Raw genomic sequence first — 23,044 nt, 5'->3', positions numbered from 1 at the left:
ACACCCATCCTATTAAAAATGAGATGAGGGGGCGATTTTGATGAAGAAAAAAGAACACCAGCCGACTTCAAAACTGAAGAAAACCCAGGAAGTTCTGTATCAGCAGGAATTCAAAAAAGCGGAAAGAGCAGCAGAAAAAAGAAACAAATAAAACGGATATTCCTCTTTTACAAGCACATAACTAAAGTGATCTTGTAAAGGAGGGAAAAGCTTTGAAAAAAGACCAACACAAAAAATCCAACCATCAGCTTGCGGCACAAGAGACGGATGGCGAATATGTTGAATTTTCCAAAGAACTTGCAGATCCGAATGACGTAAAAGCGATGGCACGTATGAAAGCAGCCGATCAGCGTGCCAAAAAACAATAAGTAAAAAAACAGACCTTATCAAAAGGTCTGTTTTTATTTGATTTCAGTTAGCAGGCTTGATGCCTTCTGACGTGACTTTTCCTCAGGTACCTCTTCTGGATAACCGATGTGAAGAATCGCTGCAAAGCGTTCGTTTTCCTTTAATCCCATATCCTGTTGAAACCCTTTGTCGTATAAAATACGGCCGCTCTTCCATACCATACCGATTCCTTGATCCCAAGCCAGCAGCTGGAAGTTTTGAATGAGCGCACTCACAGCGGCAAAATCATCATTTCTCACAACTGGATTTTCGTCTTCTTTTAGAACAACAAGTAAAAGTGCTGGTACTTTAGAAAAATAATCTCTGTACTGATTGATCTTTTCTTCTTTTGCGTCTGGATTGTTGCGTTTAAAGAAAGCAATAAACCGCTCAACAAATACCTCTTTCGCTTCATCCGTCACTGCATATAAAAAACGCCAAGGTTCCGTGATTTTATGATTGGGTGCATAGACTGCGTCCTCTAATAATGGCTGAAGCTGCTCAATGCTCACCGGCGTTTCTTTGAATTTTCGAATCGATCGTCTATATCTGACAGCGTCTCGAACCGTTAACGCTTCTGTTTGTTGTTTTGTTTCTGGCATATATGTCATCCTTTCAATCAACCTTAATTGAAATTGATTCTCATTCACATTATAAACATGATCATGTGTTGTTTGCAAATAGGACCTCACCTCTCTGCTAAAAAGTTGTTTGACTTTTTCAAGTAATGTTACAATCATATTACGTTTTAAACAAATTTTGAGAAAAAAGCCAAGATGATGAAATGATTTCAGGTATTTCCACTTTGTCTCATGCGGCTATTTTTTCAAAAAGCTTTCAACCCATGATTGGAAGGGAGGCTTCTGGATGGAATGAAAATCAATATTGGGCAAATCATCAAACTCTATCGTTATAAACAAAATATGACCCAATCGGAGTTGGCAGAAGGAATTTGTTCTGTCTCTCATTTAAGTAAAATTGAAAATGGCTCAAAAGAGGCCAATCAAGATACGATCAATCTTTTGCTTGAACGGCTTGGAATTAGTCAAGAAACGCTGTCGCAAAAGGCGCGTCACCTGCTGTCATTGCTCGATGAGTTTCAAATGAACATGTATTTCTATGCGCTCGATCAAGCAGAGCAAAATGCAGAAATGATCATTCATCACGAGGAACAGTTCTTTTCGCTAGATTTAGGGATTCAGTATCATTTGTCCTTATTTCAATTTTATTTATTAACAGAAAAACAGCAGCTTGCCTTAAAAACACACCGCGTGCTTAAGAAGTTTGAAAAAACCTTTATTGACACAGAAAAAGAAACGTTTGAATATCTAGATGGCATCCACCAGATTAAAATCGGTCAGCTCGAAGAAGGATTGAAAAGACTTGAAAGCTGCTTTTCTTACGCTTCTGTTGAACAGAGTGACCTGTATTATCACTATGCAAAAGCACTTGGAGCTATGGGGCATCTCGGTGATGCGCTTGAGGCCACACATCAAGCAATGGATTTGTATAGACAAAAAAATAATTTCAAGCGGGTCATTCATTGTACACTCATTCATGGGGTCATCTCACTGGAATTAAAGGCCTTTCAAACAGCTAAAAGATATTTAAAAGAGGTGATTTTACACACATCGCTTCACCCTGATGCTTATATTAAGATGACAGCTTATTTTTATTACGGGGTTCTCTTAAAACGCCAAGGCGATTTCTCATCCGCTGTGCCTTATTTACTAGATTCACTCAATTATTTTAATCAAGAACAGATAGAAGATCGTTACTGTGAAACGCTCTATGAAATCGCGACATTGTATGCGGAATATGATCGCAAAAAGGCGCTTCCATACATACACGAGCTGCTCAAACAGCCTCGTATTCAACCTAACTGTTTATATATGATTAAAATCTATAAATTGATGATTGAAGAGAATCCTCATGATTTGAAAACTTATTTAGTAGAAGCAGCGATTCCTTACTTTGAACACAATCAGCTCCACAATGAGTACTTGTTTGCTCTTAGAACCTTGCTTTCCTATGCGGCTTCTGAGCTTGATAAGCGTGCATATATGTCTTACACAACGAAGCTGCTTGATCACTTAGCATCATATATCCCGTATTACAAAAAAGCATGACCTTCTGCCGATCGAAGGTCATGCTTTTTCTATGATTAGATGGTCTTTTGTTGATCTGTATCGGGACGGGTGACTTGTTCGACAGAATGAATGTACCGTTTTCTCGCAAAATAATCGTAAGCATGCTGCCCAAAGCCAAGCCAAATGCTGAGTACAATGAATGGGACCGTTCCCCATAATGCAGGGATGTGACAAGCCATTCTTAGCCACGTATAAATCCCTGAGTTTTTTTGATTTTTTGCTAAGGAAATAGACACGATTCGTTTCTCTGCCTTCTCTTCACTAATTTTATTCAGTCTCAGCAGCTGTGAGTGTCTAAATGATTCAAAGTGAATTCGGTTTTTCCAATCGAGTGATTTCAACAGGTCAATTGCTTTTGCACATGAAGGACTTTGTCCGTCATAAAACACAAGCAGTCTGAGTGATTTGATGGAACGCTGTTCTCTTTTCTTTGATTCAGCGAGCTTCTTTTTTTCTTGATCGAGATAGATGATTTTTTTCATAAATTGATCGCCAGCCCTTTTCCTTCATTTATTTTTTTTAGTTCGTTCAAAGGAGATTACAACTAGATTACTATAGTTGCTGGGCCTCTTGTATTGGGAAAAAGCCATCCGATGTGCGTTATATGAGCCTTTAGATAAGGGCAAAATAGCTGATTTCATGGCATATATGAGGTTTTTCAACTAAAAGTGGTTGGGAAAATCGTGATGCTTTGCGGTTTTCTGCGGTATTTGATAGAATTCTGCGGTTTTTCTACATCTTTATGCGGTGTTTTGTAGGTGAAACGCAAAAACAAGATAAAAAAAGACTACTTCCCATTGCGGCGAAGTAGTCTTTTGGTTTATATTTTTGCCAAAACTTCTACTATTTCTTTCTCAATATCTTTCCATAAGTAACGATCTGTCGTATAGTGATGTGCGGCTTCTTTCGCAAACACTTTAAATGCTTCCTCAAAATCGGGTGCATCTTTATCCGGCTTTTTCTCGTCGACAAAGCGCTGAGCTTCTGCTGAGCGAGGTCCCCATTTCCCCACTTCTTTCCCGTCCTGATCAATGATGACGATAATCGGAATCGATCTTGCGGTCCCGTTCGTTAAATACTGATCCATCAGGTCAAGGTGCTCGTCCCGAATGAAATAGCGCGCATCAATCAGTGCTTCATTTGCAATACGCATGAAAATAGGTACATTAACCATCGCATCGCCGCACCAATCTGCCGTGATCACAAGCGCTCTCAGTTTTTTCTTTTGAAGTTTTTGAAGCAGCTCTTTTTCCTTTTGATGAATTGCGTACTGGTTGTACACCGTGAGTAAGTTTTCACGGTTTTTCTCCATGTTGTGTACATATGTACGTTCAGCTAATCCCTTTGTAAACCATTCATTTAGTGTCATGTGAACATCCCCCTTACCCTTCAACTTTACCACTTTTGCTATTCTTTTGTCTAAAAAAACCTTCACCTAGTGAAAGGTAAAGGTTCTTTGGACTTATGGACGCCGTTTTCGATTTGGGTCCATTCCTATCAGCTTAGTGACGAGCACCATTGTGACAGGCAGTGATGTATTCTTTTTATACGCTAAATATTTTCCGCGCCATTCTGGTTTATATTTTTGTTTAAACGACCGTAAGCCGCTGAAACTATACATATATCTGACGTTATTGAAGATGACACTCGCCAAACGTTCTGTCAGAAAGGACTGGTGGAACGTGCCTACATTCGATAATGGCGCCATTCCCATGTTAAAGGATGTGTAGCCTTTTTCTTTCGCCCATTGAAAAAGGTGGATAAAGAGTGCATCCATCATCCCGTTCGGTGCATCATGCATATGACGCATGAGGTCGATGGATATCTCTCCTTTTTGGTACATCGGCATTAAGGACACAAAAGATATGATCTGCCCTTGTTCATCCTTTAAAATCGCAATCGGTGCTTTTTGAAGGTAGTCTTCATGGAAATAGCCTAATGAAAATCCTTTTTCTTTTTTCTTGCCCAGCCAGCTGTCAGAGATTTGTTTTAAGGTTGAAATCAATTCCTCTGAAAAGGGCGGCTCCAGCATTTCAAACGTATAGCCTTCTCGTTCAAATTTATTTGCGACAGCCCGTAAGTTTGATTTTTTCTTTCCTGACAAAGAGAACGTTTCTAAATCGACCATGGCTTCTTCTCCAAGCTTAAAGAAGTGAAAACCTAGGTCATGATAAAGCGCCATTCCTTCACGTTCTACTTGATAAAAAGCGACACGATAGCCTGCTTTTTCTGTCTGCTCCAAAAATTCTTCCAGTACAAGCGGATAAGAGGTTCTACGCCCAGAAGGATCTCCAAGCACAATAACGCAGCGGCCAATCCGGCCAAACTGAAGCATCGCCTCTCCATCACTTGAGAAAAACAGTTTTTTGTCTCCCAAAAAACCTAGATGACTAAGAGCATTTCCTCCCTTTTCTTCGAGAAAAGTTTTTAATTTTTCTTCATCGGCTTCTTCGCCGATTGGAACTGCTTTTTTATTAAAAATCAATTTGCTAATGAAAAAGAAAAGAGGGACGCCAATTAAAGCAATCATGCTGGTCATCGTGATATGCCGTTCATTATGAACCAAATAGTCCTTGCTTAGAAAATGACCAATTTTCATCCAAATGAAGTTCCCAATGACATTATAGTTAAACAACACGAGTAAATATCCGGCGGCGGCCGCCACAAACTGATTCAAAGAATAAGGGGCCTGCTGCTTCACAAATTGATTTCGAAGCGAGAAAAATACCACCATGATGACCGGCAATATAAAGATCAAACTCAGGTTAAACCCTTTTAGTAAAGTAAACACAAAGCCGCCTGCTAGGGCAATCATTGTCAATAGATAAGACCGTTTTGTTCTTTTATACACTTCAATGGACAAAATCATTAAAATGATCCCGAACATTAAAGAAAGACCATTAAATCCTGATAACAAAAAGCGTGGAATGGTTGTAATCACACCTAAACGATCAACAGGAAGCACAACGGAAGCCATAATGAGCAAACCGCTTCCAAACGTTAAAATGGACAAAGATCCGTACAATAAACGGATGAGCAGAGCTCGGTGCAAAACAATTAAGACGTTTGTTGTTTCAATTGCAGGCGCCATTCTCGGATTGCCTTCAAGACGCCTGAGTGTTGTTCCAGTTAAATCGTATGCCGCTAGACAAAGTCCAAGAATAAACGGGAAAATGGAGTAAACGAAGCGGTACAAGACAAGCGCTGTCAGCACCATCTCTTTATCAAACCCAATGTATTGCATACTGAGTAAAAAGATCAGATCAAACGAACCAAATCCGCCCGGAACCATACTGATTAAACCGCCGATTGACGCAATCGCAAAGACGCCTAATACAATACGGACATCAACGTTCATCCCCATAGAGACAACAGCCATGTACATGACAAGACCAGCTGCCAGCCACTCTAAAAACGATGCACCAATATAAGCATAGATCGGGTGCTTCAGTCCGTTTTCACCGCTCTCAATCGAGCTTTTTCGAATGGACGCCATGATGATGTAAATGGGCACAATACAGGCAAAAATAATGACAAATGCCCATAACCACGGCTCCTGACTAATAATACTTTCAACTGGCAGGACCCTAACTAAAATCAAATCACTGAAAATAGATAAGCCCAGCAGAACAGAGGATGTTAAAAGGGCAATGCCTTTCAGCAGTTTTTTCGTATCAGTTATGTATTCCTTGTATAGAAGCGTTCTAAGCCCTGCTCCTGATAAACCACCGAATCCAAGTACACTATTAAAGGAGTTGGCGATCCAAGAAATACGGATCGTTTTCCAGCCGCTGATGGGCATATCAAGGCTTTTTCTTAAAATAAAATCATATAAGGACATGGATAAAACAGCGACAAGTCCAAGAAAGACAAGAATAAACAAGTCCATTCGATTCAAGCTGTCAATAATATAAAACGTCTTTTTAATGGAAAGGCCGCTCAGCTCCTGCTTGGCGACAAAAACTAAGACAAGGATGATCACGATCGGAAAGAGCATTTTTAAGATCGTCATACCCGTTTTTTTGTTCCACATGTTTTTCCCAACTTTCTAAGTTGCTTCATTAATTTCAACTGACCATTATTATACAACAAATACCACTTAATTCATGCAGTTTAACATTCAAAAGCTTCATGATACTTTCAATTAGAAGTAAAAATCAGTAATATAAAGAAAAGAGCCGCTTAAAGGAAGTGAACAAGCGTGGAATATAATATTCATGACACCACCGTATTAAAAGAGGAAATCCTATCTCCTGAGGAAAAAAAGACATGGGTGCTGTATATGAAAGTGCTCACTGCTGCAGGACTTGGAGATGTTTCTGAATGGATGAAGCTGGATATGAGTATGCCTCAAATGAAGGTGCTCATGCTGCTCAATAACCATGGCTCTCTTAAGGTGTCCGAAATTGCTGAAAAAATGGGGGCTTCTTTGTCCAATATGACAGGGCTGCTTGATCGGTTAGAACAATCGAACTTTGTGGAACGAAAGCATTCTGAGCGTGACCGTCGAATCATTGTCGTAGAATTGACAGAGGAAGCGAAAAATATTTTCAGAAGTATTTATCAAAAAGGGCATGAAAAAATTAAAAATTCCCTGCAACGGCTCAATGACGAGGAAAAAGAAAAAGTCAATGAAGGTCTAGCTATTTTAGAAAAAGCACTTCGTCCCGAACGTGGCTAAAAAGGAAAAAAGACGGTCACTTGAGGTCCGTCTTTTTTCATTCTTCTTTTCCTTGTCTATCTGGGTTCAAAAGATACTGACGAATGACTTCCCTGTCATCCCACAAGAGATAACCTAAACCAATAATGAGAAAAATGATGCTGATCCACGTACCGCCTGGGAGTATATCTTCCAGTTCCTCGATCGTTCTTTCTGCGCCTACATTTCCACCATAACGAATCTCAAACAAAACGAATTTTGCTATATAAAACAATGCCGCCATGCAGATAAACATAGCGCCGACAATTCTTCTACTAGACATGTGTTGACTCCTTTACTTCCAATGATTTCTTTTGATTAATTCCGTGATATGGGCGAGATGATGCTGTGAATGCCAGACGTACATTCCTGTTGCATCATATAAGGACACCGTTTGTTGATCGGCTGGATGGTAATATGCAGCGTTGAAATCTTCCTCTGTCATCTCGCGAAGTAATGTGACCCATCGGCGATGCAGACTGTTGATTAACGGCAGTGATAGACTGATAGGCGCCTTGCTGTCAGGAAGTGAAGCAAATGCCTCCTGATCATATGGACGTATGTGCGGTGTTTCTTCTGTCAGCGCAAGCTTAAATCGCAAGTAAGCGTTCAGATGGCTGTCCGCTACGTGGTGAATGAGCTGACGAACAGTCCATCCACCTGGCCGGTATGGGGTATCCAGCTGATCATCTGTCAATGGGACAACTGCCTCTTCATACTTTTGAGGAATGAGTGCCAGCTCATCAATCCATGCCTCCAGCTGCTTTTTCGTTTGTTGGTCCACCGGTTCATATAAGCCAATCGGATATTGTAATGATGTCATCTGCTGTCCCTCCTTAAAATCCTTCTAGAACAAATTTACCTATCATCTTCCCTTGCTCAAGTGTTTGATGTGCTTGCTTCAAATTGGTGGCATTGATGGGGCTGAGCACCTTTGTTAATGTATGTTTTAACTTCTTCTCTTCAAATAATGTACTCGCTTCTTTTAAAAGCTCGTGCTGCTTCATCATATCCGAGGTTTTGTACATCGGCCGTGTGAACATGAATTCCCATACAAATGCAGCACTTTTATTTTTGAGTAATTGAATGTCTAAATGGTGCTGATTTTCAACAATGGTACAGATCGTCCCTTGAGGTTTAATCGCTTCTGCCATCCCTTTGAAATGACCATCTGTATCATTTAAGCATAAAATGTAATCCACTTCGCCAATCCCTTTTTCCCGAAGCTGCGCTAAGAGCGGCTGGTGATGGTCAATGATATGATCAGCCCCTAATGAGAGACACCATTCATTTGTTTCAGGTCTTGATGCAGTGGCGATCACAGTCGCCTTTGCTAATTTGGCGAGTTGAATGGCGATAGAGCCCACTCCGCCTGCTCCACCGATGATCAGCAAGGTCGAGCCTTCTGCATTCCGCTTCATATGCATTCGGTCGAATAGCGCTTCATATGCCGTAATTGTTGTAAGAGGCATGGCAGCTGCTTCGGCAAAAGAGAGATTTGCAGGCTTTTTCGCCACAATTCTCTCATCCACAAGCTGGTATTCACTATTTGAGCCTTGTCGCGTGATATCTCCTGCGTAATAGACGTGGTCACCCGGCTGAAACAACGTACATGCTTCGCCCACTTCCACTACCGTACCGCTTGCATCGTAGCCAAGAATTTTCAATTCATCTTCTTTCTGATTCTTCGGTGACCTCACCTTTGTATCCACTGGATTCACCGACACAGCCTCTACTTTCACCAAAATATCTCTGTCAGCTGCTTTGGGCTTTGCCACCTCCTGATCGATCAAGCTTTGTTCATGCTCAATTGGCAAATACTCAAATAATCCAACTGCTTTCACTCGCTCGCACTCCCTTTCTCCATGCTTCTTTTCCACATTTTATCATACATTTCTGATGCTGATGGATCAGTCAGCAAGGGATTGCACATTTAGGATTTCTTCAAAGCCCTTCGTTCCCTCACGATGTAAGAAGGACGAGCCTTTTGTAAAGAGAGGACATAGGTGAACCAGCCGCTCGATTTAAAAAAGTACTGAACATAATAAAACTGAATGTGCTGCAAGAAAACGACGATGAACAGAAAAATTGTGAATAATAGCGTCACAATGTCTCCCTGCATCGATCCACTGATCAATAACATCACAAAACCGAGCATCATGAGCTGTTCGAGCCTCTGCACGATCTGGACAACGAAATGTCCCCGTTTTGTTAGGTCACCTGATTGACGCTTTCGAATGTTTCTTGATTTATAAAACCATACGATACTTGTCACTAGATGATGAATGATAAAAAGAGCGATCATGACCATAAATAAAGGAGTTGATTCAAAAAGGTCTTTTATAATGAATGGGATCACCAAAAAATAAAATGCGGTAAATGCGTGTCTAGCTGATAAGAGAAATAGTTGTTTTTCTATGTATCGCTGCATGTGTCTCACCTCTATATGTAGTACGTCTCATTTGTCATAAGGTTTCTTCTGCCTATCAAAAAAGGATGCCCTGAAAAAGGCATCCTTCATGAATCAAGCTTAAAATGCAGCACTCAGTACGACAGGGCCTTGCGGAAGCTTGTTATCCTTTTTTGGTTCAAGGGTGACAGCCACCGTATCCCATGATTCGTTTGCTTCTTTCTCAGATAACGCATAGGTGACGGTGCCCTCTCCTTTGCTATCTGTTTTAAAGGCACCGGCCGGAACGGGCTGATCTCCTTTAATGAGCCATACTTGATAAACAGCTGATGAATCAAGCTGGCCTTTTAATCCGTCGGCACTCACGACAAGCTCTTTTTTGCCGTGATGCTCAATCACTGAAAAAGCACCCGTTGTTTTTGCTGATTCGGCAGATGCCAGTGATTTTGTCGCAACAACTTTGATAGATTCTTCTGCTTGATCTGTTCCATTTGTTAAGAAATACACGTTCCCAGCTGCAGAAATGAGAAGCAGTGCGGCAACGAGAGGCAAAAGCCATTGATTTTTCTTCTTCATTGGCGGTTTCATCTCATTTGCATCACGCACTATTTTGAGATCTTGAGGCGGGTTCGATGTTGCAGCGATTGTTGTCTCTCGTATCTCTTCTTCAAATACTCTTGATAAAATGCGGTCTTTCATCCCTGCCGGAGGCGTTTCGTCCTCTGCTAGAAACGGAATATCAGACATGAGCGATGTCAGTTCTTCAAGCTCTTCTTTGCAATCCGAGCAATGTTTGATGTGTTCTTCAAACTGCGCCTTTTCTTCTCCTTGTAAATGCCCGTTAAAGTAATCAATGACTTGATGTTTACACTGAGTCATGCCTCTTCCTCCTTTCCTCCGCGAGACAGTTTCGTTCGTAAATGCTTCAATGACAATCGAACTCTTCCCTTCACCGTTCCAATAGGGATGCCTAGTTTTTCCGCAATGCTCTTTTGTGTCATTCCTTTAAAATAGACATCTTCGATGATGGTTTGCTGTTCTTTCGACAATGTTGATACTGCTTCACGTATGATTTGTTTTTCTTCGTTCCATTCTACTTCTTTTGACACATCTTCTTGATGATCTGCCAAGTATTCAATATGCTCATCTTCAAGAGCTGTTTCATTTCGGTGTTTCCTTAATAGATCGATTGCCGTGTTTCGTGACATCATAAATAACCATGAGGAAAATTTCCCTTTATCTGTATTGTATTCTCCTATGCCGCGCCAGAGCTTGATAAAGACTTCTTGAAGCACTTCCTCCGCCAGCTCACGGTTTCCAGTCATTTTATAAATAAACGAATATAACACACGTTCATAGCGATCATACAATATTTCAAGCGAGGGCTTGTGTCGATCATGTTTGATCTTGTGATACAGCTCAAAATCCTTCAGTGTGTCCATGGTCATCTCCTTCCTTTTTCATGAGAAAGAGCATTATGCATTCATCATGAAATCTTCACGTATGGCTCATCACTCAAATTGCTGAGATCAGCCTCCTTTGTACTTTACTCTTTTTTCAAGGAGAAAAAAAGAGCACTGAAAAAGGAAATGTGTTCCTCATGAGAATGTACTTACTAAACGGAGGGATTGACCATTTGGATCACCCACCTCAAGGAAAGTCAAGAATGCATGTGTTTCATTCACTGTTCAGTTGATTTTAGCAAACTCTCATTAGTCTCTCAATTTACATCAGGTAGAACGCATCCTTTCATCATGTCATAATAGAACGAAACAGGAGAACTGGAGTGTCCGAAAATGATTGTAACGATTGTTCTTTTTTTATTAGCTGGTCTGGCTGAAATAGGCGGTGGTTATCTTGTCTGGCTGTGGCTGCGTGAAGCAAAACCCGTCAGCTACGGAATCGCAGGTAGCCTCATCTTGGTCGCTTACGGCGTCATCCCTACATTCCAGCAGTTCCCGACCTTTGGGCGGGTTTATGCGGCCTATGGCGGTGTTTTTGTCGTTCTCGCTGTGTTTTGGGGCTGGTGGGTCGATCGCAAAACCCCTGATTTCTATGACTGGATGGGTGCTTTGATCTGTTTAGCTGGTGTCAGTGTGATGTTATTTGCCCCCCGCAGTTAATGGTCGAATGATGATCACACGCTAAAAAGCCGGCAATATGCCGGCTTCAGATTGTTGACAAAGGGCTAAAATAAACTTTATTTTAGCCCTTTGTCTTCTTTTCAGCGTGATAGAAAACCTTTGCAGTCTAGGAAGGACGAGCATCGGCGCGGAGCGAATTTGACATTCGTGAGCACCGAAGCGCAGGACTGACACCGAATGCGAGGGTTTGTCTACACGCTGAGCCGGCAATATGCCGGCTTTTCCTCTTTTACATTCTAAACTGTGTTTCATACAAACGCCGGTACATGCCGTCCATTTCCAGCAGGTCTTCATGCCTGCCTTGCTCCTTGATGCCCTCTTTTGTCAAAACCACAATCCGGTCAGCATGCTGGATGGTCGCTAGGCGATGCGCAATAATAAACGTGGTTCGTCCTTCAGATAGTTCTTCAAGTGAGCCCTGAATAAAGGATTCTGTCTCCGTATCCAGAGAAGAAGTGGCTTCATCTAAAATAAAAATTGGCGGATTTTTAAGGAAAATACGTGCAATGGAGATACGCTGTTTTTGTCCGCCAGATAACATCATCCCGCGTTCACCGATGATCGTATCAAGCCCATTTGGCAAGCTATTTACAAGATCCTTCAGTTGGGCTTTCTCCACTGCCTGCCACACTTCTTCATCAGATGCATCGAGTTTTCCGTATAAAATGTTTTCTCGGATGGTCCCATGGAATAAATAAATATCTTGCTGGACGACACCAATTTGTCTCCGCAGCGAAGGCAGTGTCATCTTTCTTGTCTCTATGCCATCAATTGTAATGGTACCCTCCTGCCATTCGTAAAAACGTGGCAGCAAACTACAAAGCGTCGATTTCCCAGCACCAGAGGGACCTACGACCGCAATGGTCTCTCCTTGTTTCACCTCAAGATTGATGTCATGAAGAACCGGTTTGTCTGATTCATATTGAAAAGACACATGCTCAAAAACGATATCTCCATTTAACTGATCAACTTCAATGGCATCATCCGCATCCTTTTCATCTGGCGATTGATCGATGAGTGATGCAAATCTTTTAAAGCCCGCTGCACCTTTTGGATACATTTCAATGACTGCATTGATTTGTTGAATGGGGCCTAAGAAGATGCCTGTTAATAGTACAAATGACACAAATTCCCCATACGTCATATTTTTTTGCAGCACAAACCATGCGCCGCATACAAGGCCAAACACTGTCACACTCTTAATAAGAAAATGACTAACAGCGGTATGCACAGCCATCATTTGATATGTGGTTAGCTTTGTCTTTCTAAATTGCTCGTTATGTTCAATAAATCGGTCCATTTCATGTGATTCATTTCCAAATGCTTTCACCACTCGTATGCCACTAATATTGTTTTCCACACGTGAATGGAATTGACCAATACTCGAGAACATTTTATCAAAAGCAGCAGACATTTTTTTCGTAAAGTAGACGGATAATCCGATCAAGAATGGAACGACAATAAATGTGAGAACCGCCAGCTGCCAATTAATCGACAGCATCAAACCAAAGGCACCTGTGAGTGTCATCACAGCGATAAATAAATCCTCCGGGCCATGATGCGCGATTTCTCCAATATCCATTAAATCATTTGTCATACGGGACACAAGTTTTCCCGTTTTCTTTTTGTCAAAGAAGCGAAAGGACATTCTTTGTACATGAGAAAATAGCTGATTCCTCATATCCGTTTCTATATTAATGCCTAATTTGTGCCCAAAATAGGTCACGACATAATGCATCGTAGAACTGATCACGTATAAAACGAGGAGCAGAATGCCCCAAAACCAAATGGCATCCCAATCACCGTTTGGCAGCAAATCGTCCATCACTTTACTGATGGCAAGGGGAAAGGATAATTCGAGTAAGGCTGCCAGTACCGCACAGGAAAAATCTAATATAAACAGCCCCATATATGGTTTGTAGTATGAGAAGAAACGCTTTAACAATTGACAGACCTCCTACCGATCAGACATTTCTGTCAATATGTCAGCAAACTCTTCCGCTTGATTTGCTACTGCAATCGGATCGTAAGGCCAGAAGAACTCTGTATCCATTTGATAGGTCTGCTCTTTTTTGACAGATTCTAGACTCTTCCAAATAGAATTGTTTTTATCAAATGTTCCGCCGTTGCTTTCATCAATGAAAATGTAGTCTCCTGCATATTCAGGAAGGGTTTCATAAGAAATGACTTCATACCCTGTCTTACTTTTTAAAATCGTATCTCTGACCTGTTTTGGCGGGTTTACCTGTAATTGCTCATATAATGCCTGCCCGCCTCGATAAATTCCGTTACCATATACATAGACATCATTTTTAAAAGCGCCCATGATCGAGACCGTTTCATTCTCTTTTAAAGCAGACTTCACTTTTTTTCTAGCAGCCTCGATTCGTTGATCGAAGGCGGTGAGGAATGCTTTTCCTTCCTCTTCTTTATTTAAAACTTTTGCCAGTGTCGTCAATTCTTCATGTGCATCTTTGAAAGAGCCATAAGGATACACGATGGTAGGGGCTATTTTTTTGTACACATCATAGACTTTTTCATCCTGTACTGCTGTGATAATCAGATCAGGCTTTAAGCTAAGTGCTTTTTCAGCTGAACGCTCGTCACTGATGTCCTCTATTCCTTTTATCTTGTCTTTCAAGTGTACGTTCTTTAAATCCTGCGTGGTCGATCCAACAGGCTGAACGTCAAGTGCAATCACACTCCCTAAATATCCATCTACGAGAATTCGTTTAGGTTCAGCTGGAATCTCTATCTTTCCTTTCACTGTTTCAACCGTTTTCGTTTCTTGCTTTGATTCTGCTGTTTTGGCTTGTTCTTTATTGCCACAAGCCGTCAATATCATTAGAAGAATGACAGCACATATCCAATACGTCTTTTTCATCTCCATATTCCTCCTTCATTTTCGCCACTACAAATGAGAATAGTTATCAATTACTAGTCTCATGTATTCTATCAACCTCACCCGTAGTGGTCTATGGAGGATTCTCGCAACTTACATATGGACAATTGTTGGATAGGCTGGCTGAGTCAATTGAGAGATAAACCGGTCCATCAAAAGAAGTGCACGCTCTCCTTCATCAAATCTAAACTCCTCCAGTTTTACTGGATAAAAGGTACCCTTTTTCACAGCCGATAATTGACGAAGAACATCACTTTCTTCCATTCGCTTGTCCATTTGCTTATACCACCCATATTGGTCAGAGACAATAAAAAACATATGATCCGCCTCGTATTCTCCAAGTCTCTCTAAAGGAATGACTGTATGTTGATTAGGAAGAAGAACTTCTTCTAAAATGGCTTTTGGAGGTTTTAAGCCAAGCGTTTCGTAAAGATAGAAGGCCCCTCTTGCCTCATAGGACCACATATACACTTTGTCATGTCCTCTCATTTCATAGATCGCAACGGTCTCGCCTTTTTCTCTAAAGGAAGACAGGTTGTTTCTTGCCTGTTGACTAAGCTGTTCAAATCGTTTCACCCAATCGTTTGCCTCATTTTCTCTTCCTAAAAGGCGTCCTATAGTCAGTACCTCTTGTACAGCATGATGACCGGCGTATGGCAGAACAAGAACAGGTGCGATTTGCTCCAATCGCTTGATCAATGCAGGTTTTGAATAATAATAGTTAGGGACGATGATGACATCTAATTGAAGTGATTTAAAGACGTCATCAGGCGTGTGTTCATTTATGACGAGCGAACTAGCCAGATGTTCTTTGAGTATATCTGAATGGAGATCGGTTTCTTCGTCAATACAAACAGGCTCAATGCCTATTGCAACCAATGACCCGACAAATTGAAAAGCAGCAATCCGCTCTGGTCTTCGGTTCATTCGAAACTGACTGGGCGTTCTTCCTGTTTTTTGACGGAACTTCCTGCTGAAATATAAACTGTCTGCATACCCGACTTGCCGTGCTATGATTTGAATTTGATCGTCTGTTTGCAGAAGACGTTTTTTGGCTTCGTCTATTCGAATTTGTGCAATGTATTCTGTCACACTCATCCCCATACTTTGTTTGAAAAAGGTAGAAAAGTAACTCTCATGAAACCCCATCTTATGAGCTAAGTCTTTTCTTGTTAGTTTTTGATCATAATGCTCAGCCATATACTGCAAGATCATGTTAATCGAATAATGCACTTTTTCGTTGTATGGCTTGGATTGTTTGCGGAAAATGAACATGATTTCTTCCAGCCACTTCGCCTGTTCTTGTATGATTTGACTCGTCTGTATTTGTTTGATGTAAGAAAAAAGGACGGCAGAGCCTTTCACCACTTCCCCGTTATCAGGGAGATTATCGTGATTCACCTTATAGACCAATTCATTTTGTGCATCATGTGCCAGAGTGAATTGGTCAAATGTGACCGTATAGATCACTACTTGCTTGCTGGATAAAGATTCAACCATGACATCTATTCCTGAGCGGATCAACACACTGTCTTTGGCATTTAGCTCATATCGAATTCCTTCCATGTCAAGTCTCACCGCACCGTCCGTAGTCAAGAACATCAGTGAAGATGTTTGCCATGAGTCCGCTTGTTTCACAGAAAGAGATCGTTTACTGCTTTCTTTCATGCGAAGAATTGTATGAGTATAGGCGGTCATTTTCTCTTTCTCCTTCCATATAAAAAAGTGCTAAAATAAACCATTTTAGCACTTCAATGTCTGACTGAATGGTGATTATCGCGCTCCAGCCGTTTGTAATTCTTTGTTTTTCTCTTTAAAGCGTTCATTATGTGAAGACACGTACGCTACTTTTTCTGCTTCTGGTTCGATGTATAGCTTTGCGCTATTGAGTGCATTAACTCCATCAACAAACGTACCGGCAATTAAACGCACTTTACTTTTATGTGTGCATAAGTCGCCAACTGCATAGACGCCAGGTAAATTGGTTTCCATCTTTTCATTGACCTCGATGAGTCCCCACTCACCTTGCTTGAGTCCCCATTCTGATAGAACACTTAAATCACCTTTCATGCCATGGTTGACGATGACAGCATCGGTTTCGATTCGTTCGATGTCGCCTGTTTCTAAGTGCTGAATGGTGACGGCTTCAATTTTGTCACCTTGACCATGAAGCTCTGTGAGTTCATGCGGTGTGAGAATGCGAGCACTAGATGCTTTCATGTTGGCGACGTTTTTTTCATGTCCGCCAAACATATCACGACGATGCACAACGGTCACACTTTCAGCAATTGGAACGAGGGCATTTGCCCAATCAACAGCTGAATCTCCGCCTCCAGAGATGACCACCCGCTTTCCTGCAAACGTCTTTAGCTCCTGCACGGTGTAATAAAGGTTTGTTACCTCATAACGGTCTGCATGCTCGATTTCAAGTTTTCGCTGAACTGGAATTCCGTGACCCATGGCTAAGATGAGGGTCTTTGTCAAATGACGGTCGCCATTTTCAGCCGTCAGCAGGATATGACCATTCTCATCCCGCTCGAATTGCGTGATTTTTTGATTCAACGAGATCTCTGGTTCAAATGTTTTCGCCTGCGTTTCTAGCTGCTGAATCAGCTGTTCACCTCTTGTTGGCGGCAAACCGCCCACATCCCAAATAACTTTTTCAGGATATAGGAGGATTTTTCCGCCAAGGCTTTCGTTATACTCTAGTACCTTCGTCTTTAAATCCCGCATCCCACTATAAAAGGCGGTGTACATTCCTGCTGGACCGCCGCCAATAATGGTGACGTCAAACAATTCAAGTTGTTCTGTCATTTGAGTCCCTCCAGTTTTTCATCGATTGATCTATTTATAAGTGATATTGATTCTCATTATCATATGTACCTATTGTAGTCTACTCTGGTGAAGGGAATCAATAGCTTTCTGCAAAAAAAGAACAGGACGAGCGCTTTCTCGTCCTGTCATCGTCACACAATCGTTAATCCAAGGTCCTTTAATTCCAGCGAAACAAGTCTTGCAATCGCATCTGCTCCTTCTTTTGTAAAGTGCGTGCGATCCTCTATGCCTGTTGACAGCATAAAGTAAGAAGTCGTTTTCTCTATGCCGGAAATTTGATAAAACTGAAGGCTTGCCGTATTTAAATCTACAAGAAGAACTTCTTCTTCATCGGCAAGTTCTTTCATCGCGGCACAGTAATCAGGAAAATCGTTGATATATTCTCCGTCTTTTTCATGAAAGCGGCCGACTGGCGTTAATAAAAGCGGTGTAGCTCCTTTCGCTCTTGCTCCGTGAATATATTGAGACAAATAGCTTTTATACGTTGTGAAAGGATCTGTATGCCGTTCGGGCTTCTCCGTTGAAGCATCATTGTGCCCCATTTGTGTAAACAGCCAGTCCCCAGGCTGAATGTCAGCCAATATTTTATCAAGCCGTCCTTCTTCAATGAATGTTTTTGAGCTTCTTCCACCGATTGCGCGGTTGTCGACGCTCACACCCTGTGCTGTGTAGAGATGTAAAAACTCTCCCCACCCTCCTTGAACAGGACGATCTGGGTAAGATGAAACGGTTGAATCACCAGCTAAATAGATGGTTGTCATGTTCATACGCCCCCTTTTTCATTGAGCCACCTCTTCAAGAGCGATGCAGACGCTAGTGGCTGCTGAAAAGATATGAAACAATCAGCATCGCTACTTCATTCATTCTCTTTTTAATGATCAAAACCCTGCTTACCTGTAGATGTGAATACGTTAAATATGCGGCGGAAGTTCTACTTTTGTCTCAACGGCTTGCTTTAACGCCTGAAGCATATAGCCAATTCCTTTATATGGAGCCAGCGGATAAATCGCTGTCTGATGAGGAAGTAATAAAGGATCGATCACCTTTCGATATTTCTTTCCACCTAGTATCACTAATTCATCATATGCAGTGAGATGTTTTTCATGAAATTGCTGACTTAGTGCTTCTCTTGTTATCTGATCAGTATGCGGTGTACCAAATGCCACATCATAATTTTCATGTATCATGTCCCCCGCCTTTAGGAATCCGTGCTTTGCGGATAAAATCATCCAGTCTGAAAAGAATGTTTGAGCATAGATTTTCGTTCGCTGATGCAGCGGACTCAAGTAGACGAGATCCGCTGGCTGGCTTCCTGCCTCTGGATGGACGTCCCATATTTTCTTCGCCCCACATGGAATGATACAAACTCGCTTCACTTGATTTTCTCCTTCCTTCGTTGATACATCCGATACAACATACAACCTAGCGCTGTGCCAAGTGTATTTAAGAGAATATCATCAATATCGCTGCTTCTTGTAATCATACCAGATTGCGAGAATATCCATTGAAGCACTTCAATTATTGTTGACAAGAAAAAGCCAGCAAGAATCGCCTTTTGCCAGCGCAAGGTTCGGAATGCTTGATAAAGAAAAAAACCAAGTGGCATAAATAACAAAATGTTCCCTGCCAAATTTAAAAAAACAAGATTGGGATAGCCATGATGATACGCATGGAGATTTTGATAAATGGACTGCAAAGGCATGAGGTTGACACTCACCTGATCCCTTGGTGCGGAAAAACGATTAGGAAAGACCGTCAAATATAATAAAACATTTGTATACATAAACAGACAGGCAAGAACGATTTCAGTTCGTAAATAGATAAATCGTTTTTGTTTTTTCGCCTGTCTGTACCTCATATGTAAATAGAGCGGGACGAGCAAGAGGAAATAAGTCATGGAAAACATCGCACTGAATGTCATACGGAGAGCTGCCCCTTTCTCACATAATGCTTGACCATATTTACAGCTTATTCAGGCCTGCCCGCATCTATTCATCACTTATTCTCCTATTCAATGACGAGAAACCCATATTGACAAATCGTCATTTTTTCGCTAAACTGACTGACATTCAGTCATTTAAGGTCGGTGATGATGTGTCGAAACGAGATAAGATTATGCTTGCTGCCATTGACGCGTTTAAAGAAAAAGGAATTGAAAAGACGACCATATCGGATATTGTGAAAACAGCAGGAGTAGCGCAAGGAACTTTTTATTTATATTTTCCTTCAAAGCTTTCTGTCATGCCTGCCATCGCTGAACATCTAATCGCACAGATGGTCCCTGCCATTGAAATGGAACTCACTCAGCATGCGGATGTACTTGATCAAGCAGATGCGCTAGTTGAATTTATTTTCTCTTTTACAAGACAATACCGTGATGTTCTTGCCCTAACGTATTCAGGTTTAGCTGCCACCGAGCATTTAAAGGAATGGGAAGATATTTATGAACCAATTTACAAATGGGTCGCTTCTTTTTTAGAAAAGGCAAAACAGGACAAAAGAGTACGTGCGAACTTGAACTGTCAATATGCTGCGAAATTCATTATCGGTTTACTTGAATCATCAGCTGAGCAAATGTACTTATTTACAGAAACAGATACAGAAGAGGTTCTAATTCAAAAGCGAGAGGTCAAGCAATTCCTTCTTTACGCACTCGGCATAGAGACATCTTAACTTAGTACAGCACTTGCTGTACGCTCTTTTTTGGCTTCAAAATGACGAATCGTCAGTTTTAAGTTTTAGGAGGAAATACGATGAAAAAAAGCTGGATGTATGTTGCACTCACATGTTTATTTGAATTACTTTGGGTGTTTGGTTTAAATAGAGCTGATGCTGTGTGGGAGTGGGCGATCATAATCTGCCTGATCCCGGTTGATTTTTATTTTTTAATGAAAGCCTGCGAGAAGCTGCCGACTGGGACCGTGTACGCCGTGTTTGCCGGAGTTGGAACGATTGGTACATCTTTGATGGATTATGTGCTGTTCGGCGGTTCGTTTTCATTAGAAAAGCTTTTATTTATGGGCATTTTAATTCTCGGAATTATTGGACTGAAAGTGTCTGATGGAGATGCACATGAGCAGAAAGGAGAAGCGATATAAATGGGCTGGTTTTTTGTACTGTTAGCCTCTGCCTGCGAAATTGGCGGAACCATTGGTCTCAATATGTTCAGTAAGAAAAAGCAACTCACGACAGGCATTTTATTTGTCGGCGGATTTGCCTTATCCTTTTTGTTTTTGTACGCCTCGTTCTCTTCCGTTCAAGTCTCCGTTGCCTATACGGTTTGGATTGGACTTGGAACAGCGGGTTCTGTCTTGTTTAATATGATTCTATTTAAAGAGCCAAAAAACATGATTCGTATCCTCAGCTTGCTGCTGATTGTGATTGGTGTGGTTGGGCTGAAGTTGTTTGCGTAATAGAAAAAGCAATGGAATAGATTAACCATTGCTTTTTAAGTTAATTTTTATACTTTTCTTGGTACGCTTTAAATTGTTCTTCGTATTTTTGCAACTTTTCCCCATCGACTTTTGAATTTAATTTCGGTTTCCGCTTTCCAATCACCATTACATCTTTATCTACAATAGGACTTGATAAAAAGATGTATGGCGCAAAACGATCACACTTCGTATTTGGAAGGGTGACGGATAATCTAGCATATTCTTCTGTCGGGAATTGGTTTGAAATGTCAAGCTCCTTGAGCCCCTCTAATGCCGATATTGGTTCTAAAGACTCATCCTTCACTTTTATATTTGATAAGCACAGATATTTTAAATTCTTAAGGTATCTTAAAGGTTGTAGAGTATTTAAATTTAATGTATTCCAAATCCCGCCTGACAATTGCAACCATTCTAAACCAGTGTTTTTTTGCAAAGGAGCTATGTCATTCAACTTTGAAAAATCTGTTAAGGATAAAGATTTTAAAAAAGTGTTTTTTGATAGATCCCATAAACTTTGTGTCTTTGTATTCCATTCAAGTGCCAATACCTCAACATCTTGAAGAGAACTGATGATTGATAAATCTTCTACTCTCAGTTCACGCATATAGAGCATTTTGGGATTAACTAAGCTCAAGATCGTATTGAATTCCTTTTGGCTCACTTTGTAAACCACAATTTCGTGAGGTTAGAAAAAGAGTTCAACCTTTCAATATTTTTTGTTTTTCCTGTGATTAACAACTCGGTGGCATTTTCATCTACATCGGCTAAATCATGAACAACTTCTGGTTGGGCATCATGACGAAAAATATAATCAGGGTCTTCTTTGAGCATTCTTTTACCTCCACACCTACGAATGATGGATATCTAAATGAATTTTATCAGAAGTTTGGAGTCAAAACATTATTCTTTCCGATTTATAAAATCTTTATCATCTAAAATATGGAGCAACAACATATCAACGATTTTCACTATACTCCATATATTCTGCACAGGTCTTGACGATAGCTCGTACTCTTTCATATAAACAAATAAAAGAACTCCAATTCATATACGAATTAGAGTTCTCATTATATGACTAATACAACTATCCCACCTTAAAACCGTACCCGTTAATCAAAGACCTTCCGTTTTTATTTCTTGTTTAATGTGGATCATGCTGCTCTAGCAAGAGATCCATTGCGTAAATCGATTCGCCTTTTTCATCCAATAAAAAGTACACAATCAAAGGCTCTCCAAAGGACCCTGTCTGCTGCGTGAACAAAACACATGTGAATTTTTCAATACCTATCGGAATCTTTCTTCTTAATAAAGGATGAAGAATAGGCGAAGTCCGAATTGTATCTATATCCACATCCCAACGTTCGTTTTTTAAAGTGGGATAATGCTCTACTAACAATTGGTGTAACATGTCGGTCGTGAGCGTTGCTTTTCCATCAAACTCATCATCTATTATGTTGGTGTTATACATCCGACGGCTGCTTATCCTTTGAAGCATTGATTCGTATTCCTTTTAAGACAAATCGTTTCTGGCCATCAAGAGTACAAGTGATCAATGTCAGTTCATTTTTCCCGCGATCCTTTAGTACATCAACATCCGTCGGTTCTATCGTAGCTGAGCTGACAATTTTGTATTCGTATGTTTCTGCTTGATGATGTAAGACGACTTTTTCTCCTTTAGGCACCTCTGGCAGCTGCCGGAAAAGCCGGTCGCCTCTATACCCTCTATGGCCTGCAATCGTGAAATTTCCTTCACCTGGCATTTGATGAGATTTGATTTGAGTCAGTGCAATACTTAAATTTTCTTTTGTTGTAACAGGTAGCACTTTTTCATTTAAATCAATTGACGGGATCTCAAGCTCCATCGTATCTCGCAGGTCTTCTTCTGACACAGTTAAATGTGGAATAGAAGAAAGGGCATCACTGTCATTTTCTTCAATCATTTTCAATGCCTCTTCCATGGCTGCTACCTCTTGAGACGTTCGCCACTCATATAGAAAAGGAACGGAGATGAGCATTAGTCCTGCGACCACCAAAAAGCTGCCTAATAAGGTTCTTTTTTTCATCAATACACTCGTTCCTTTCT

General features: G+C 40.9%; 27 protein-coding genes and 1 pseudogene. 8 read left to right on the top strand and 20 right to left on the bottom strand.

What is annotated here, in order from left to right; translation table 11 throughout:
* Positions 1-40 precede the first annotated feature (40 nt).
* Positions 41-151 (top strand): YfhE family protein, encoded by a 111-nt coding sequence (locus tag ACNO7B_RS04120; RefSeq protein WP_017358836.1) that lies wholly within the window; start codon positions 41-43, stop codon positions 149-151.
* Between the two features lie 61 nt (positions 152-212).
* Positions 213-368: a YfhD family protein gene (locus ACNO7B_RS04115; RefSeq protein ID WP_008341997.1), complete on the top strand. Its 156-nt coding sequence runs from the start codon at positions 213-215 to the stop codon at positions 366-368.
* A gap of 33 nt (positions 369-401) precedes the next feature.
* Here the strand turns inward: ACNO7B_RS04115 and ACNO7B_RS04110 are convergent, their stop codons facing one another.
* Positions 402-989 carry a nitroreductase family protein gene (locus ACNO7B_RS04110; RefSeq protein WP_024720283.1) on the bottom strand — a complete coding sequence of 196 codons (588 nt, stop codon included), beginning with the start codon at positions 987-989 and terminating at the stop codon, positions 402-404.
* 270 nt (positions 990-1,259) lie between these two features.
* On the opposite strand from ACNO7B_RS04110, the gene ACNO7B_RS04105 reads away from it, so the two are divergent.
* A complete protein-coding gene (locus ACNO7B_RS04105; protein ID WP_008341668.1) occupies positions 1,260-2,516 on the top strand; it encodes a transcriptional regulator in 1,257 nt (418 codons plus the stop codon).
* Positions 2,517-2,551: 35 nt separating this feature from the next.
* Here ACNO7B_RS04105 and ACNO7B_RS04100 read toward each other — a convergent pair whose 3' ends face one another.
* The 3 genes from ACNO7B_RS04100 to mprF all read right to left on the bottom strand — a co-directional run bounded on the left by ACNO7B_RS04100 (position 2,552) and on the right by mprF (position 6,570).
* On the bottom strand, positions 2,552-3,019 hold the full coding sequence (locus ACNO7B_RS04100; protein ID WP_007496690.1) for a thiol-disulfide oxidoreductase DCC family protein: 468 nt from the start codon (positions 3,017-3,019) through the stop codon (positions 2,552-2,554).
* A 338-nt stretch (positions 3,020-3,357) separates the two neighbouring features.
* On the bottom strand, positions 3,358-3,906 hold the full coding sequence (locus ACNO7B_RS04095; RefSeq protein ID WP_008341670.1) for a thioredoxin family protein: 549 nt from the start codon (positions 3,904-3,906) through the stop codon (positions 3,358-3,360).
* A gap of 93 nt (positions 3,907-3,999) precedes the next feature.
* Complete coding sequence (gene mprF / locus ACNO7B_RS04090; protein WP_410685304.1) at positions 4,000-6,570, bottom strand: bifunctional lysylphosphatidylglycerol flippase/synthetase MprF; 2,571 nt, start codon at positions 6,568-6,570, stop codon at positions 4,000-4,002.
* A gap of 168 nt (positions 6,571-6,738) precedes the next feature.
* Between mprF and ACNO7B_RS04085 the strand changes: the two genes are divergently transcribed.
* On the top strand, positions 6,739-7,218 hold the full coding sequence (locus ACNO7B_RS04085) for a MarR family transcriptional regulator (protein ID WP_008341672.1): 480 nt from the start codon (positions 6,739-6,741) through the stop codon (positions 7,216-7,218).
* 37 nt (positions 7,219-7,255) lie between these two features.
* Here ACNO7B_RS04085 and ACNO7B_RS04080 read toward each other — a convergent pair whose 3' ends face one another.
* The 6 genes from ACNO7B_RS04080 to ACNO7B_RS04055 form a co-directional block, all read right to left on the bottom strand.
* Positions 7,256-7,519: a hypothetical protein gene (locus ACNO7B_RS04080; protein WP_060780894.1), complete on the bottom strand. Its 264-nt coding sequence runs from the start codon at positions 7,517-7,519 to the stop codon at positions 7,256-7,258.
* Positions 7,520-7,531: 12 nt separating this feature from the next.
* Entirely contained in the window at positions 7,532-8,059 is a 528-nt protein-coding gene (locus tag ACNO7B_RS04075; RefSeq protein ID WP_410685306.1) for a YfiT family bacillithiol transferase, read from the bottom strand.
* A gap of 13 nt (positions 8,060-8,072) precedes the next feature.
* Complete coding sequence (locus tag ACNO7B_RS04070; RefSeq protein WP_410685307.1) at positions 8,073-9,080, bottom strand: zinc-binding alcohol dehydrogenase family protein; 1,008 nt, start codon at positions 9,078-9,080, stop codon at positions 8,073-8,075.
* Between the two features lie 89 nt (positions 9,081-9,169).
* Positions 9,170-9,667 (bottom strand): hypothetical protein, encoded by a 498-nt coding sequence (locus ACNO7B_RS04065; RefSeq protein WP_417901226.1) that lies wholly within the window; start codon positions 9,665-9,667, stop codon positions 9,170-9,172.
* Positions 9,668-9,766: 99 nt separating this feature from the next.
* Positions 9,767-10,525 carry an anti-sigma factor gene (locus ACNO7B_RS04060; RefSeq protein WP_060832184.1) on the bottom strand — a complete coding sequence of 253 codons (759 nt, stop codon included), beginning with the start codon at positions 10,523-10,525 and terminating at the stop codon, positions 9,767-9,769.
* Positions 10,522-11,088 (bottom strand): RNA polymerase sigma factor, encoded by a 567-nt coding sequence (locus tag ACNO7B_RS04055; RefSeq protein ID WP_008341682.1) that lies wholly within the window; start codon positions 11,086-11,088, stop codon positions 10,522-10,524. Before ACNO7B_RS04055 ends, ACNO7B_RS04060 begins: the two co-directional genes overlap by 4 nt.
* A gap of 354 nt (positions 11,089-11,442) precedes the next feature.
* Between ACNO7B_RS04055 and ACNO7B_RS04050 the strand changes: the two genes are divergently transcribed.
* Positions 11,443-11,769 carry a YnfA family protein gene (locus ACNO7B_RS04050; RefSeq protein ID WP_017358827.1) on the top strand — a complete coding sequence of 109 codons (327 nt, stop codon included), beginning with the start codon at positions 11,443-11,445 and terminating at the stop codon, positions 11,767-11,769.
* A 250-nt stretch (positions 11,770-12,019) separates the two neighbouring features.
* Here ACNO7B_RS04050 and ACNO7B_RS04045 read toward each other — a convergent pair whose 3' ends face one another.
* The 7 genes from ACNO7B_RS04045 to ACNO7B_RS04015 form a co-directional block, all read right to left on the bottom strand.
* Complete coding sequence (locus tag ACNO7B_RS04045) at positions 12,020-13,735, bottom strand: ABC transporter ATP-binding protein (RefSeq protein ID WP_046342983.1); 1,716 nt, start codon at positions 13,733-13,735, stop codon at positions 12,020-12,022.
* 12 nt (positions 13,736-13,747) lie between these two features.
* The gene (locus tag ACNO7B_RS04040; protein ID WP_417901225.1) at positions 13,748-14,674 is read right to left on the bottom strand and encodes an ABC transporter substrate-binding protein; all 927 of its coding nucleotides are present in this window, start codon (positions 14,672-14,674) and stop codon (positions 13,748-13,750) included.
* A 111-nt stretch (positions 14,675-14,785) separates the two neighbouring features.
* Positions 14,786-16,390 carry a helix-turn-helix domain-containing protein gene (locus ACNO7B_RS04035; RefSeq protein WP_410685310.1) on the bottom strand — a complete coding sequence of 535 codons (1,605 nt, stop codon included), beginning with the start codon at positions 16,388-16,390 and terminating at the stop codon, positions 14,786-14,788.
* 75 nt (positions 16,391-16,465) lie between these two features.
* Positions 16,466-17,506, bottom strand: coding sequence for an NAD(P)/FAD-dependent oxidoreductase (locus ACNO7B_RS04030; RefSeq protein ID WP_255233714.1), 1,041 nt, complete (start codon positions 17,504-17,506; stop codon positions 16,466-16,468).
* 152 nt (positions 17,507-17,658) lie between these two features.
* The gene (locus tag ACNO7B_RS04025) at positions 17,659-18,288 is read right to left on the bottom strand and encodes a rhamnogalacturonan acetylesterase (RefSeq protein WP_255233713.1); all 630 of its coding nucleotides are present in this window, start codon (positions 18,286-18,288) and stop codon (positions 17,659-17,661) included.
* A 150-nt stretch (positions 18,289-18,438) separates the two neighbouring features.
* Positions 18,439-18,903, bottom strand: coding sequence for a DUF6884 domain-containing protein (locus tag ACNO7B_RS04020; RefSeq protein WP_417901224.1), 465 nt, complete (start codon positions 18,901-18,903; stop codon positions 18,439-18,441).
* Complete coding sequence (locus ACNO7B_RS04015; RefSeq protein ID WP_417901223.1) at positions 18,900-19,448, bottom strand: VanZ family protein; 549 nt, start codon at positions 19,446-19,448, stop codon at positions 18,900-18,902. Before ACNO7B_RS04015 ends, ACNO7B_RS04020 begins: the two co-directional genes overlap by 4 nt.
* A gap of 173 nt (positions 19,449-19,621) precedes the next feature.
* Here ACNO7B_RS04015 and ACNO7B_RS04010 point away from each other — a divergent pair, with 173 nt between their 5' ends.
* The 3 genes from ACNO7B_RS04010 to ACNO7B_RS04000 all read left to right on the top strand — a co-directional run bounded on the left by ACNO7B_RS04010 (position 19,622) and on the right by ACNO7B_RS04000 (position 20,940).
* Positions 19,622-20,200: a TetR family transcriptional regulator gene (locus tag ACNO7B_RS04010; protein WP_417901848.1), complete on the top strand. Its 579-nt coding sequence runs from the start codon at positions 19,622-19,624 to the stop codon at positions 20,198-20,200.
* Between the two features lie 80 nt (positions 20,201-20,280).
* Positions 20,281-20,625: a DMT family transporter gene (locus ACNO7B_RS04005; RefSeq protein ID WP_073415281.1), complete on the top strand. Its 345-nt coding sequence runs from the start codon at positions 20,281-20,283 to the stop codon at positions 20,623-20,625.
* Positions 20,626-20,940 carry a DMT family transporter gene (locus ACNO7B_RS04000; RefSeq protein ID WP_007496650.1) on the top strand — a complete coding sequence of 105 codons (315 nt, stop codon included), beginning with the start codon at positions 20,626-20,628 and terminating at the stop codon, positions 20,938-20,940.
* Positions 20,941-20,980: 40 nt separating this feature from the next.
* Here ACNO7B_RS04000 and ACNO7B_RS03995 read toward each other — a convergent pair.
* The 3 genes and pseudogenes from ACNO7B_RS03995 to ACNO7B_RS03985 form a co-directional block, all read right to left on the bottom strand.
* Positions 20,981-21,792, bottom strand: a pseudogene (locus tag ACNO7B_RS03995) (leucine-rich repeat domain-containing protein).
* Positions 21,793-22,102: 310 nt separating this feature from the next.
* On the bottom strand, positions 22,103-22,429 hold the full coding sequence (locus ACNO7B_RS03990) for a hypothetical protein (protein WP_017366851.1): 327 nt from the start codon (positions 22,427-22,429) through the stop codon (positions 22,103-22,105).
* The gene (locus ACNO7B_RS03985; protein WP_417901222.1) at positions 22,422-23,024 is read right to left on the bottom strand and encodes a class D sortase; all 603 of its coding nucleotides are present in this window, start codon (positions 23,022-23,024) and stop codon (positions 22,422-22,424) included. The genes ACNO7B_RS03990 and ACNO7B_RS03985 overlap by 8 nt, the downstream gene beginning before the upstream one ends.
* Between the last annotated feature and the right edge of the window lie 20 nt (positions 23,025-23,044).

Source organism: Bacillus sp. AK25, assembly GCF_048270685.1.
Taxonomy (GTDB): Bacteria; Bacillota; Bacilli; order Bacillales; family Bacillaceae; genus Bacillus; species Bacillus altitudinis.
Note: the sequence above shows the minus strand (reverse complement) of the source record. Positions and strands in the feature narration are given on the sequence as shown.